Below are 13,924 nucleotides of genomic sequence, written 5' to 3'. Positions count from 1 at the left end.
TATGCCGAAAGCTTTTGTTTTTATTGAAAAGCATGTATAAACCAAATAAAAATGATACGACAGATTGTTAAGGAGTTGTCATGAATCATCCAGCAGAATTGAAATATGCACGCACGCATGAATGGGTAAGAATCGAGGGTGACATCGTTGTAACAGGCATTACTGACCATGCACAAGATGAGTTGGGTGATTTGGTTTATGTGGAAACCCCAGAAGTGGGCAGCCATGTAACCGCAACTGAACAGTCAGGTATTGTAGAATCTGTAAAAACAGCATCAGATATTCATGCCCCTGTTTCAGGTACAGTCGTTGAAGTAAATACTGATCTTGAAGATGATCCAGATTTCGTTAATGATGAACCGTATGGCAAAGGCTGGATTTACAAGATCAAACCCGACAATATGGCGGATGTTGAAAAATTACTTTCAAATAGCGAATACGAATCAGGTTTATAATTTTATAAATCTCGATAAAAAAGCCCAGTACATTTACTGGGCTTTTTTGTTTTTGAGACTATTACATTCATTAAGCAACGTAATCTACAGGAATGCCATCCACCTCTGAAACCAGATTTTCAAAAGAGAAAATTTCATCAAGTTGAGCCTGAGTCAGTAGACCTCGCTCTAAGACCACATCCTGAATGGTTTTATTCTCTGCAATACATTGCTTACCAATTTCATCACAGAGCGCATGACCCAATAATGGATCAAGCAAGGTAATAATTCCAACACTACGCATCACTGCATCATGACAAGCCTGTTCATGCGCCTTGATCCCCCGCACGCATTTCTCATCCAGACTTTGCATAGCATGCGTTAATAGCTCAATTGATTCATTTAATGAAATTGCAATCACAGGTTCCATCACATTCAGCTGTAATTGCCCTGCTTCAGCAGCAAAAGTAATGGTGAGATCATTACCAATCACTTTAAATGCAATCTGATTCACGACCTCAGGAATGACTGGATTAACTTTTGCCGGCATGATTGAAGAACCTGCCTGTAGCTCAGGCAATTGAATTTCACCTAAACCCGTACGTGGCCCAGAACTTAGCAGACGTAGGTCATTACTGATTTTTGAAAGCTTGCATGCCAGACGTTTTAACGCACTTGATAAGATAATAAATACACCACAATCACTGGTTGCTTCGACATAGTCTTCTGCCCCCACCAGTTTTAAGCCTGTAATCTCCTTTAAGCAAGAGACCACTTTCGCTGCATAACCTTTTGGTGTATTCACCCCTGTACCAATCGCAGTCGCCCCCAGATTCACTTCGAGTAATAATTCACGGGTACGCTTAATCAATCGCAAGTCTTCTTTTAATAGAGTTGCAAAGGCACGAAACTCTTGCCCAAGTGTCATAGGTACGGCATCTTGTAATTGGGTGCGCCCCATTTTTAAGACGTAGCGGAATTCAACTGCTTTATTTTCAAATGAAGTAATCAATTTATCCATTTGCACAAACAAGGGATCCAGTGAGCAGTAAGTCGATAGTCGAATTGCTGTTGGATAAACATCATTGGTCGATTGGGATTTATTGACATGATCATTGGGATGGATGACATCATATTGGCCTTTTTGATGACCTAATGACTCAAGTGCAATATTGGCAATGACTTCATTGCTATTCATATTAATCGAAGTCCCAGCACCACCCTGATAGATGTCGATCGGGAAAGAATTTTGCCATTTTTCTGTTTCTGTAATTAAGGCATCACAGGCATGCTGAATCGCTAGACTTTGAGTTTCGGTTAATTTTCCAAAACTTAAATTGGTTTGTGCCGAGGCTTTTTTAACTTGTGCCAATGCATGGATAAAATAGCCATTTTGTCCAACCTTTTGCGACGAAATTTTAAAATTCTCTATTGCGCGTAAAGTATGGATTCCATAATAACAATCTGCTGGAACTTCTTTTGCACCCAGTAGATCATGCTCTATTCTTATTGTTGCCGCTTGAACCGTATTCACTTCCATTTCTCTCAGAGAATGCACCCTTATAGTGCAATGAATTAATATGAAATATTTCAAGCTACTTTTCATTAGCAAAACTGCTTAACCTGATATTTTTTTATTAAGGACTTTCTCTAAAATGTTGCACTTGTAACATCATGTGTCAAAATTTTTGATCACTTTTTAACAGTTAAAATTTAATCTACAACTGTAGTTTTTCTATTTTGTAACTTTTAAAAACATTTAGGTTAAACTTCAATCAAAACAAAAAACTTTTTTGGAGAAAAAAAAGTCACTTTTTCGAATAAAAAAATTAAGATTCATATACTTATTTGTTATTACATAAACAATACAAACACAATACATAAAAATAACAGTGTTTCAAAAATCATTCATGCTTGAATCTGTGACCTTATCAATCCCAAGAATAGTCATTCATTTTTTACTATTCAGGTGTGATTGCAAATTATGGATATGTAAGGACAGGCATCCATTATGAATTTTTCGAATCCCACAGTTGTTGTATTCGTGGTCTATATTCTGGCCATGCTTGGCATCGGTTTATACGCCTATTTTTCTACCAAAAATCTTGATGATTATATTCTTGGAGGCCGAAGTCTAGGCAGTTTCGTTACTGCTTTATCCGCAGGCGCATCAGATATGAGTGGCTGGTTACTCATGGGTTTACCAGGGGCCATTTACTTAACTGGATTATCAGAATCGTGGATTGCCATCGGTTTGATTATTGGTGCATGGTTAAACTGGTATCTGGTTGCTGGCCGTTTACGTGTACACACCGAAGTACAAAATAATGCCCTCACCTTACCGGATTATTTTACTGGTCGCTTCGATGACCAGAAAAAAATCCTACGCGTCACATCTGCATTGATTATTCTTGTATTCTTTGCGATTTATTGTGCTTCTGGCATGGTCGCTGGCGCACGTTTGTTTGAAACATTGTTCCAATTGCCGTATAGCACAGCATTATGGCTCGGTGCATTCGCAACAATCGGTTATGTTTGTATTGGTGGCTTCCTTGCGATCAGCTGGACAGATACCTTCCAAGCAGGCTTAATGATTTTCGCATTATTACTCCTTCCAATCGTGACCTACATGTCTTTAGGCATTGGCATGGAAGAGTTTACTGTCGTTATCGAAAGTGTTCGCCCACATGCATTTGACTTTGCGACCAACTTAAGTGTTGTTGCGATTCTTTCTGCTGCGGCTTGGGGTCTAGGCTATTTTGGTCAACCACACATTCTTGTACGCTTCATGGCTGCTGATTCTGTGAAATCAATTCCAGCGGCTCGCCGTATTGGTATGACTTGGATGATTCTTTGCTTAGCGGGTGCAGTCGGTTCAGGCTTCATCGGTATTGCATACTTCCAGATGCATCCTGAATTTGCAGCAGCAGTAACAGCTAACCCTGAAACTGTGTTCATGGAACTCACTAAAATCTTATTCAACCCTTGGGTTGTGGGTGTGATCCTTGCTGCGATTTTATCTGCAATTATGAGTACATTGAGCTGTCAGTTACTGGTATGTTCAAGTGCACTAACCGAAGATTTGTACAAAGGCTTTATCCGTAAAAACGCATCTCAAAAAGAACTCGTTTGGATCGGTCGTTCAATGGTTATCGCTGTTGCAATGCTTGCGCTTTTCCTAGCCCAAAACCCTGAAAGTAAGGTTCTTGGCTTGGTTGCTTATGCTTGGGCTGGTTTTGGTGCCGCATTCGGTCCATTGATTCTGCTCTCTTTGTTCTGGAAACGCATGACCTTGAACGGCGCATTGGCAGGTATGGTTGTGGGTGCTTTGACGGTCATCCTTTGGAAAAACTTCTTTGGCTACACTGGTATCTATGAAATTATTCCAGGCTTCGTTTTCGCCTTGATCAGTATTGTGGTGGTGAGCTTATTGGGCAAAGCACCAAATGCTGCTGTAACAAGTCGCTTTGAACAAGCTGATGAAATCTATGCACGCGAAATGAAATAATTTTGCTGAAAAATTTAAGGGGCTTTCGGGCCCCTTTTTTTTATTTAAAATTTTGTGCGTGATTTAATTTTTATTTTCGAGCTATCTTTCACCACCTGCATCACTGGATAACTACGTGTTTCCTTCACCCCAGGAAGCTGCCATAGAATCTGCCCTGCAATACGACGAAACTCCTCCATACCCGCACTACGCAGTTTAATCAGAAAATCAAAACCACCACTGACCATATGACATTCCACAATTTCTGGATATTGCGTGACTGCGTCAATAAAATCATCCAGCACATGCGGTGTGGTCTTATCGAGTAGCACTTCCACAAAGACCAGAAAATTGGCGTTGAGCTTATTCGGATTGAGTTTTGCCTCATAGCCCAAGATAAACTCATCCTTCGTCAACTTCTGCACGCGCGCCAGCACCGCAGTCGGTGAAAGGTTCACGAGTTCTGCTAATTTACTGTTAGAAATTCTTCCATCTGCTTGAAGAATATCCAGAATTTTCAGATCGGTTCGATCTAAGGTATAAATAGGGCCATTCAACTGAATTTTCCTCTAAAAAATAAGCAAATTATAGTGAGTTACTCGGGATTTATTCTGTAATGATAAATTATCTAAACCTCTCTGCTCAATATATTTTAGAGATTGTTATTGGAATTTAGCATGAATACATTGGATACTCCCGCACAAATGGATACAGCTCACGCAGACGGTTATATTACCGAATTTAAAGAAAAAAGTGAGTTTGAGCAACGCATCAATACGGCATGGCGCCGTGCAGAGCCTGAAGCAGTCGCTGTACTTGCTGAAGCAGCCAACATCTCTCCTGAACTTGACCATAAAATTTATGAGCTTGCATTTAGCTTAGCGCACAACTTACGTGAGCGTAAAAGTTCAGCGGGTAAAGCTGGTATCGTTCAAGGTTTACTTCAAGAATTCTCACTTTCTTCACAAGAAGGTGTTGCACTCATGTGTTTGGCTGAAGCATTGCTTCGTATTCCAGATACAGCAACACGTGATTTATTGATTCGCGACAAAATCAACCAAGGCAACTGGAAAGAACACGTTGGTCAAAGTAACCTGATGTTCGTCAATGCCGCGGCTTGGGGGTTGATGTTAACTGGTAAGCTCATGGAAACACCGAAGCAAACCAGTTTATCAAGTGTTTTAACTGGCCTATTGGCACGCAGTGGTCGCGGTATTATCCGTAAAGCCGTTGACGTTGCAATGCGCATGATGGGCGAGCAATTCGTGACTGGCGAAACCATTGGTGAAGCGCTTGAACATGCTAAACCATTTGAGCACAAAGGTTTCCGCTACTCATACGACATGTTGGGTGAAGCTGCCCTAACTGAACATGATGCTGAGCGTTATTACAACGACTACACCCAAGCCATCCATGCCATTGGTAAAGCATCGAATGGTCGTGGTGTCTATGACGGCCCGGGTATCTCAATCAAGCTTTCTGCATTGCACCCACGTTACCAACGTGCGCAAATCGACCGTGTTCATCATGAACTTTACAACAAGGTTTTTGAACTCGCGTGCTTGGCAAAACAATACGATATCGGTTTAAACATCGATGCTGAAGAATCTGAACGTCTAGAAATTTCACTCGAATTGCTTGAACGCCTATGTTTCGAACCAAAACTTGCAGATTGGAAAGGCATTGGTTTCGTTATTCAGGCTTACCAAAAACGTTGTTTCTACGTTGTAGATTATATCGTTGATCTTGCAAAACGCAGTAACAAACGCCTAATGATTCGTTTGGTGAAAGGCGCGTATTGGGACAGCGAAATCAAGAAAGCGCAAATTGATGGTATGACCGACTACCCTGTGTTTACCCGTAAAGTTCACACTGACTTGTCTTACATTGCCTGTGCGAAAAAATTACTTGCTGCACCAGATCAAGTGTATCCGCAGTTTGCGACACACAATGCGCAATCACTTGCAACGATCTACAATCTGGCAGATCCAAGCAAATATTACCCAGGTCAATACGAATTCCAATGCTTGCACGGTATGGGTGAGCCATTGTACGAGCAAGTGGTAGGTTCTAAAGAAGACAATAAGCTTGGTGTTCCATGTCGTGTTTACGCACCTGTAGGTAACCATGAAACATTATTGGCTTACTTGGTTCGTCGTTTACTTGAAAACGGTGCCAATACCTCATTCGTAAACCGTATTGCAGATAAGACTTTAAAAGTTGAAGACCTCATTCAGTCTCCAATCAAAGACATCGAGACTTCAGCGAAAGATGAAGGCCAGCTTGGTTTAAAACACCCTGCAATTCCACTTCCGCATGATCTTTATCCATTACGTCCAAACTCAAGTGGTTTTGATCTCAATAACGATCAACCATTAGCAGATTTGGATGCAACGGCACAAAAGCTACGTAGCCAGATTTGGAAAAGTGCACCATTACTTGGTTTTGAATCAACTGTTCATGATCAAAGTAATGCACTTGCTATTACAAACCCTGCACAAAACAGCGAAGTTGTGGGTTATGTAAACGAAGCAACCAGTGCTGATGTACAACTGGCGCTAGAAGCTGCGGTACAAGCACAACAAAGCTGGGCTGCAACAGATAAAGTAGAACGTGCTGCTTGCTTAAAGCGTGCGGCTGACTTAATGGAAGCTCGTATTCAGGAACTTATGGTTTTACTTTGCCGAGAAAGTGGTAAAACTTATGCCAATGCGATTGCAGAAGTTCGTGAAGCAGTAGATTTCTTACGTTACTACGCAACTCAAATTGAAAACCTGCCTGCCAATGCACAAGTGAAGCCATTAGGTACTGTATTGTGTATCAGCCCATGGAACTTCCCTCTTGCGATTTTCTCTGGTCAGATTGCAGCGGCATTGGTGAGCGGTAACTGTGTTATTGCAAAACCGGCTGAACAGACGCCATTGATTGCAGCACAAGCCGTACAAATGCTTTGGGAAGCTGGCGTGCCACACGGCGTTGTTCAACTTCTTCCAGGTCGCGGTGAAACAGTTGGTGCTCAATTGAGCCAAGATGACCGCATCCAGGGCATCATGTTTACGGGTTCGACTGAAGTTGCCAAAATCTTGCAAAAGACTGTGGCAAAACGTTTATCTCCAAATGGTCAACCAATTCCGTTAATCGCGGAAACAGGTGGTCAGAATGCGATGATCGTCGATTCTTCTGCACTCACTGAACAAGTGGTTCTCGATGTTGTCAGTTCTGCATTCGACAGTGCTGGTCAACGTTGTTCTGCACTTCGTATCTTATGTGTACAAGAAGACAGCGCTGCAACCGTTATCAAAATGCTGAAAGGTGCAATGCAACAGTTGATCGTAGGTAACCCAGCGATCTTAAAAACTGACATTGGCCCTGTCATTGATACTGAAGCGAAACAAACCATCGATACGCACATTCAAAAGATGAAATCTAAGGGTTACCCTGTTCATCAATTGATGTTTAACGATACTGCAAGCCAACAGGCACTTGCACAAGGTACTTTTGTTCCGCCAACAGCAATCGAATTATCAAATCTTGATGACCTTGAGCGTGAAGTATTTGGTCCTGTACTCCACATCATCACATATAAATACGGTGAGCTTGAGCAGTTGATCGATCGTATCAATGCAAAAGGTTACGGCTTGACCATGGGTCTACATACCCGTATCGATGAAACCATTAATACGGTGATTCAACGTGCGGAAGTGGGTAACTTATATATCAACCGTAATATCGTCGGTGCAGTGGTAGGCGTACAACCATTCGGTGGTGAAGGCTTGTCTGGTACTGGTCCGAAAGCTGGTGGTCCACTTTATATGTACCGCTTGATGGAACATTGTTCAGAGAAAGTATTGGCGACCCCATTTGCGGTGAAAGCTGAAATCTCTAACTTTGATGCGGTATCAAATGTTGCTTACCAAAGCTTGATGGCTTGGGCGAAACAACACATGGCTCAAGCAGTACCTACAATTCCAGCATTTGGTGTAGGTAAATTCTACGAGTTGCAAGGTCCGACTGGCGAAAGTAACCAGTACATTATCCTGCCTCGTCATCGTGTGCTTTCAATTGCCAATGATGACGCAAGTCAGCTTCAACAATTGCTTGCGATTTTCGCAGTGAGCAGTACAGCGGCTGTGTTGAAAGACAATGCATTCTTGGTGAAACACAAAGCGTCTTTACCAAAAGATGTTTTAGATGCCATCACTTTCATCTCAAGTGTTGAAAAAGATGCCTTTGATGCCGTGCTTCATCATGGTTCTGTTGAACAGTTACAAGATTTGCAAACTAAAGTTGCTGCCCGCTCAGGCGCAATTGTTGGCATTACTCAGCTTCAAGCCAATGAACAAATTCCGTTAGAGCGTCTTGTAATTGAACGTGCAATCAGTGTGAATACAGCAGCAGCTGGCGGTAACGCAAGCTTGATGACCTTATCTGAAGACTAATATTTGCCTTTCCGAGAGATAGTAAATCTCTCAATGACCCGAATCATGTTTACATGGTTCGGGTTTTTTATTATTTTGAAGCACATAACATCAAGAATAAAATGAGACACTTTTAATGCAGTTCTTTTTGTCCACAGAATATCAGCCGAATTGCGCTCGGCTTTTCGAAGATTATAAAAACAAGATCAAGCAGCTTATCCCTTTTGCCGTGATTGAACATATCGGTTCCTCCGCTATTCCCAATGCAATTTCAAAAGGTGATTTAGATATTTATATCGAAGTATCAGCAAAAGATTTTTTACAGACCATTGAACAGCTTAAACAACTTGATTTTAAGGAGAAACTTGATACTTTACGCACACATGAGCTATGTATACTTGAATCCTCAGAACATGATATCGCATTGCAAATCGTTGTGACTGGCTCAGAATTTAAAAACTTTCTCACCTTCCGAGATCAATTGCGACATCATCCCGACCTCGTCCAGCAATACAATCAGCTCAAACAAAGATGTTCAGGTTTCTCACCACAACAATATCGTGAGCTTAAATCGATATTTATTGAAAATGTTCTGAATCAGGAACCATCTTACAAATAAGCAAATTTGATAATTTCCCTGCACCTTGTAGCACTTTTTTTGATACCATTCCTGTTTAGATTTCACCTATAGTTTTCTTGTTTATGACCGTATCTTACCAACAGCAACTTCAAGAGAAAGTTGAACGAATCACCGCACAGTTTGCTCCGTTCAATCCACCAGCTTTAGAAGTGTTTCAATCACCAGAACAACATTTCCGTATGCGTGCCGAATTTCGTATCTGGCATACAGAAGATGATATGTTCTATGCCATGTTTGAACGTGCTGAAGACGGTAAGCAAAAAGACGTTGTTCGTGTGGATGAGTTTCCTATCGCGGATCAAAGCATTAATGACTTGATGCCTCGTCTGTTAGAAGAATTAAAAGCAGTCCCGGTTTTATCGCAACGTATTTTTGAAGCGGACTTTCTTGCTACATTAAGCGGAGAAATGCTGGTTACGCTGATTTATCATCGTAAACTGGATGAAGAATGGGAAACAGCGGCTAAAGCGTTAGCAGAAAAGCTGAATATTAAAATTATGGGCCGTAGCCGTGGTCAAAAAGTTATTATTGGCGAAGACTATGTGGTTGAACAGTTGAATGTTCATGACCGTACTTTTAAATACAAACAAATTGAAAGTAGTTTCACCCAGCCGAATGCACAAGTGTGTCAACATATGTTGGAATGGGCTTGTGATGCAGCGCAAGGATCTCAAAAAGATCTTTTAGAATTGTATTGTGGTAACGGCAACTTTACCCTGCCATTGTCTTTGAAGTTTAAACGTGTCCTTGCCACCGAGCTGGCAAAATCTTCGGTTTATGCAGCGCAATGGAATATTGAGCAGAACCAGATTGAAAATATTCAGGTTGCACGTTTATCGGCGGAAGAATTTACTCAGGCTTATCAGGGCGAACGTGAATTTAGACGCTTGCAAGAAGCCAATATCGACATTCAAAGCTATGACTTTGACACGGTTTTCGTCGATCCGCCACGTGCAGGAATTGATGATGAAACGCTGAAACTTCTACAAGGATTCGAGCGTATTCTCTATATCTCATGTAATCCAGATACCTTACATGACAACCTCAACACACTGACCCAAACCCATCGAATTGTGAAGTTCGCAATGTTCGATCAGTTCCCTTTTACACATCATGTTGAGTCAGGCGTTTTACTTGAAAAGATTTAAACAAATTATTTCAACGTAACAATAATTAATAAAGGGTTTCAATAACCCTTTATTTTTGCTCAAAGTATATTGATAAAAAAGTGATAATTTTCAAAGGTCAAGTCATCATACCGTCATAATTTCGTTTGAGATGAGAAGAGTTATCGAAAAAATTGAGGTTCAACTGCTGCTTTTATCACTTAAGCTGACTTGTATTTTATTTTAAAGTGGCTATATTTCGAGCTATGTTAGGTTGTAAATGAAGGCTCTATGAGTTTTTGGCAAAAATTGTTCAATGCAGACGAACAATATAACGAACACAAGAATCAGACTTCTTGCGTTGAAAACGATTGTTCTTGCAAAACTAATGAACAGCTACTCGATGCTTTAGTCAAAGCAACAGATGAAGATGTCATTAAAGGCATTAAGAAAGTACTGATTTCTCGAGGCTACAGCCGCAAAGAATTACTTGCGCTGATCAAACCTCCGATCCAATAAGAAACAAACTTGGCCTAACCTCTTTAAATCAGGAGATTAGGCTCGAGTTTCAATGACATCCCGCTTTATCCACCACTTCCGCAACGATTGGACCTAAATTAAAGGCTTTATCGTGACGTTTATTTTGCGCCAGATATAAACTCGAAATTGAACCATCCAGATACAGTGCATTATCCACTTTTAATTGTTGCTTAAAGAATTGGGCAAATTGATAAAAACTTACCCGCTGCTGTGAAATCACAAAGTAAAGCTGATTATCTTTAACCCCGACACCATTTCTGATCTTTAAAGAATTTGAATCAGGAATGAACTGACGATTGATCTTGCCCTTATAGAGCAGCATCGGCCCGGATTGTGTTGCAAATTTAGCTTTAAAATCACTCTCCTTATAATCAGCCGTTGTTTTGATTATTGCGTGCTGCTCATTCCACACAACCACACCATTCGGCTGCATAAAGAAATTACCAAACCCTTTCGCCTGATTTAATTTTTCCGTTTCCTTACCTTGCTCGATATATAAACCCACGGGCTGAAAATCGGCATGATACATGCCACCATTCATGGCAAAACTTAATTGCTTGCAAGCTGGCAATTCTTTCTGAATATTGGAGAATTTCTGATAATAACGTCCCGTATTGGGATTTTTTAAAAATAATTTTAGTTGGTTTAAGTGCTCAACTTGAATCACCTCATAATTAATCTTATCAACGGTGATTGTTTGATGTTGCATCGCATAACCCATTGGCATAAAGGCGTAGGTACAGACTGCTAACCACCATTTTTTCATCATTCATATTTCTTAAAACAAATTCCTTACTCAATTTTCCCATAACTTTTTATAGGGAGAAAACAGCAGATACAATCCAGACACATATTCCTTGGCTTGAGCTGAGAAATAGACTCGATTGGTTCACTGTTTTTGAGTAAAATAAGGAAGTAAATACAATAATCTTGTATCAACATGCAGCACAAACATCAACATTTCTCCCTTGGCGCTCATCTGATCGTCAAACACTTTGGTTATAGCCATCACGGGATCTATGCGGGTCGCGGTCGGGTCATTCACTATTCTGGTTTTGCTCATATTTTTAAAAAGCATCCAATCGAAATGACTTCAATCCAGCGTTTCGCACGTGGCAAACCGATCTATACGCGACATTACCCATCTCCGCGCTATAAAGCTAAAGCCGTGGTACGGCGTATGCGCTCACGCATGCATGAAAATCACTATCATTTAATTATCAATAATTGTGAACACTTATGTACCTGGGCGATTACGGGTGTTGAATCCAGTACTCAGGTTGAACGAATGCAACGCCGCTTAGCCACGATAGGTTATGTCAGCTCAGTCATGAGTTATATGAATGGTCTGATGCTGACGGTTGCGACCGCCTGCTTTGCGATTGTGCTTTATATTAAAATGATGCTACGTCGACAGGCCAAGAAATCGATCCCCGCTTATTTACATCTCAAAGAAAAACATTCTAAAAAATAAAATACTTTCTGAAACCTTATAGCTGTAGCAGCTTATTGATTTTTTAACTATTCCCTTTAAGCTATTTTGCAGCAATTACCAAATTAATTCAGCTCAAATAAAGTTGAAGCTTTTGGTACTAAAATTAGCAAGAGATCATAATGAATATATCTATTCGAAATGAACAACCATCTGACATTCCCAATATTTTTAAACTCACTCAAGCGGCTTTTAAAGATATAGAATATTCGAGTCATACAGAGCAATTTATTGTGAATGCTTTACGCGACTCTCAACAATTGACCGTATCGCTAGTCGCTGAATATGAAGGCCAAATCATTGGACATATTGCGTTTTCTCCTGTTTCTATCTCGGATGGAACAACCGATTGGTACGGATTAGGGCCTGTTTCTGTACAACCTGAATTTCAAAATCAAAGGGTTGGCTCTCAACTGATCCATACAGGTTTAGAAAAGCTGAAAACATTAAAGGCTGCTGGCTGTGTTCTACTCGGCGATCCAGAATATTATGCCCGCTTCGGCTTTAAAGCGAAGCCAGAACTTGTTTTACAAGGTGTTCCCGCAGAATATTTCCAGACGCTTTCTTTCACGGAAAAAATGCCTCACGGTGATGTGGTTTATGCAGAAGCATTTAATGCGACCGCATAATAGCTTTAGCGCTCAGCCTTAGTTAAAGCTGAGCGCTCATAGATGATGATAGAATTTTAAAGTGAATACAGTGAATGCAGTCACTTAATGACACACAAGCTCCTCAGAAGCCTCTAAAGCCTTTTCAAAGATTTCAGCATAGCCTGCAATGAGTTCAGCTTTATCTGTTCCATTGACAATGTAGCGTGCGCCCACATAATCCTTTTTATATTGATTGATGTAGTCAGAAAGTCTTTTACCTGTAAACATACCCTTTTTCATGCCAACAATCATGACCCGTGCCGCGATGTCAGCCTGTAAAGCAAGTTTTGGATTTTTGACTAAATCAATTTTCAAGTAATCGCCCATACGCTTATAGTTGGACAACCATGTGAGCTGCACATAGCCATATCCGATATAAGGATAATATTGTTTAGATTTCAGATATTTTTCAGAACCGTACTCGATGACAGGTTGCATGGTTTTCGCTGTTTCATGCCAAGCCGTTGCCAAAATATAGGCCGATTGTGCCAGACTCAGCTCCTGATGTTCCTCTAAAACAGAAACAAGAAAATTAATTCCATCGACTTGAGGCTGAGTAAGTTTTCCAAAAGCTTCACGTAAAATATCGAAACCGTTTTGAATTATTGTCATGATTTTTTTCCTTATAAAAATAAAAAAACCGCCTTGAGGCGGTAGTTGATTGAATTGTGTTGTTAGAATTTGTCTTTAAAGTCTTTCACTTCTCTTGCAACGTCTAGAATCGTTGAATCCTCTCTTGCATTGATATAGTTAAAAGTCCAGCGAATGAGTGCCCACACAGGTAAGCCACAAAGGAAATACAAGCCACCAAGGGCAAATGCGCCAAACATATTTTTACTCCAGTCTTGCAAATCAAAATGCTGAATCACAAAACCACCGCCTGCAATACTGCCGACCGAAGTAGAAATTAATGAAACCACCCACTCTCGCCTAGATTTTGGCAACCGTGTCATCACAACAACAATCCAAGCCAAAAGCATGAAGCTTAGCGCCATCAAGACAATAAAAAAAACACCATAGGATTTTATTGCGGCTGCAATATCTGCACCCGCTGTAACGAGGTCTACCATTTTCCTCCTCCAAAAAGAAAAGCCCTGAGAAATACAGGGCATTATTTAAATACGATAATTTTATAAAGCAGCCGACTTATTCTTATT

13 protein-coding genes are annotated in these 13,924 nt (G+C 40.6%); 8 read left to right on the top strand and 5 right to left on the bottom strand.

The annotated features are described in order from the left end of the window. Positions 1 to 80 precede the first annotated feature (80 nt). On the top strand, positions 81 to 455 hold the full coding sequence (gene gcvH / locus PJ15_RS17015) for a glycine cleavage system protein GcvH (protein WP_047432824.1): 375 nt from the start codon (positions 81 to 83) through the stop codon (positions 453 to 455). A 70-nt stretch (positions 456 to 525) separates the two neighbouring features. On the opposite strand, the gene aspA is transcribed toward gcvH, so the two are convergent. After that, positions 526 to 1,974: an aspartate ammonia-lyase gene (gene aspA / locus PJ15_RS17010; protein WP_155766463.1), complete on the bottom strand. Its 1,449-nt coding sequence runs from the start codon at positions 1,972 to 1,974 to the stop codon at positions 526 to 528. Positions 1,975 to 2,445: 471 nt separating this feature from the next. On the opposite strand from aspA, the gene putP reads away from it, so the two are divergent. Next, complete coding sequence (gene putP, locus PJ15_RS17005) at positions 2,446 to 3,942, top strand: sodium/proline symporter PutP (RefSeq protein WP_047432821.1); 1,497 nt, start codon at positions 2,446 to 2,448, stop codon at positions 3,940 to 3,942. Positions 3,943 to 3,986: 44 nt separating this feature from the next. Here putP and PJ15_RS17000 read toward each other — a convergent pair whose 3' ends face one another. Beyond that, positions 3,987 to 4,478, bottom strand: coding sequence for an Lrp/AsnC ligand binding domain-containing protein (locus PJ15_RS17000; RefSeq protein WP_047432819.1), 492 nt, complete (start codon positions 4,476 to 4,478; stop codon positions 3,987 to 3,989). Positions 4,479 to 4,598: 120 nt separating this feature from the next. Between PJ15_RS17000 and putA the strand changes: the two genes are divergently transcribed. The 4 genes from putA to PJ15_RS16980 all read left to right on the top strand — a co-directional run bounded on the left by putA (position 4,599) and on the right by PJ15_RS16980 (position 10,604). After that, the gene (gene putA, locus PJ15_RS16995; RefSeq protein ID WP_047432816.1) at positions 4,599 to 8,360 is read left to right on the top strand and encodes a trifunctional transcriptional regulator/proline dehydrogenase/L-glutamate gamma-semialdehyde dehydrogenase; all 3,762 of its coding nucleotides are present in this window, start codon (positions 4,599 to 4,601) and stop codon (positions 8,358 to 8,360) included. A 115-nt stretch (positions 8,361 to 8,475) separates the two neighbouring features. Then, on the top strand, positions 8,476 to 8,958 hold the full coding sequence (locus PJ15_RS16990; protein WP_047432814.1) for a GrpB family protein: 483 nt from the start codon (positions 8,476 to 8,478) through the stop codon (positions 8,956 to 8,958). Positions 8,959 to 9,041: 83 nt separating this feature from the next. Then, the gene (gene trmA, locus PJ15_RS16985) at positions 9,042 to 10,127 is read left to right on the top strand and encodes a tRNA (uridine(54)-C5)-methyltransferase TrmA (protein ID WP_047432811.1); all 1,086 of its coding nucleotides are present in this window, start codon (positions 9,042 to 9,044) and stop codon (positions 10,125 to 10,127) included. Between the two features lie 249 nt (positions 10,128 to 10,376). Continuing rightward, positions 10,377 to 10,604 carry a hypothetical protein gene (locus tag PJ15_RS16980; protein ID WP_004771827.1) on the top strand — a complete coding sequence of 76 codons (228 nt, stop codon included), beginning with the start codon at positions 10,377 to 10,379 and terminating at the stop codon, positions 10,602 to 10,604. A 49-nt stretch (positions 10,605 to 10,653) separates the two neighbouring features. Here the strand turns inward: PJ15_RS16980 and PJ15_RS16975 are convergent, their stop codons facing one another. Continuing rightward, positions 10,654 to 11,394, bottom strand: a complete 741-nt coding sequence (locus PJ15_RS16975) for a phosphodiester glycosidase family protein (RefSeq protein ID WP_047432809.1) — start codon at positions 11,392 to 11,394, stop codon at positions 10,654 to 10,656. 171 nt (positions 11,395 to 11,565) lie between these two features. Between PJ15_RS16975 and PJ15_RS16970 the strand changes: the two genes are divergently transcribed. After that, complete coding sequence (locus tag PJ15_RS16970) at positions 11,566 to 12,099, top strand: lecithin retinol acyltransferase family protein (protein WP_004771824.1); 534 nt, start codon at positions 11,566 to 11,568, stop codon at positions 12,097 to 12,099. Between the two features lie 140 nt (positions 12,100 to 12,239). Continuing rightward, positions 12,240 to 12,746, top strand: coding sequence for a GNAT family N-acetyltransferase (locus tag PJ15_RS16965; RefSeq protein ID WP_047432807.1), 507 nt, complete (start codon positions 12,240 to 12,242; stop codon positions 12,744 to 12,746). An 84-nt stretch (positions 12,747 to 12,830) separates the two neighbouring features. Here PJ15_RS16965 and PJ15_RS16960 read toward each other — a convergent pair whose 3' ends face one another. Further along, positions 12,831 to 13,379 (bottom strand): chitinase, encoded by a 549-nt coding sequence (locus tag PJ15_RS16960; protein ID WP_047432804.1) that lies wholly within the window; start codon positions 13,377 to 13,379, stop codon positions 12,831 to 12,833. A gap of 62 nt (positions 13,380 to 13,441) precedes the next feature. Beyond that, positions 13,442 to 13,837 carry a hypothetical protein gene (locus PJ15_RS16955; RefSeq protein ID WP_047432801.1) on the bottom strand — a complete coding sequence of 132 codons (396 nt, stop codon included), beginning with the start codon at positions 13,835 to 13,837 and terminating at the stop codon, positions 13,442 to 13,444. Between the last annotated feature and the right edge of the window lie 87 nt (positions 13,838 to 13,924).

The sequence above is a fragment of the Acinetobacter sp. neg1 genome (assembly GCF_000788125.1).
Lineage (GTDB): Bacteria > Pseudomonadota > Gammaproteobacteria > Pseudomonadales > Moraxellaceae > Acinetobacter > Acinetobacter vivianii.
The sequence above is the reverse complement of the archived record's forward strand: the minus strand, read 5'-3'. Positions and strand labels throughout refer to the sequence as shown.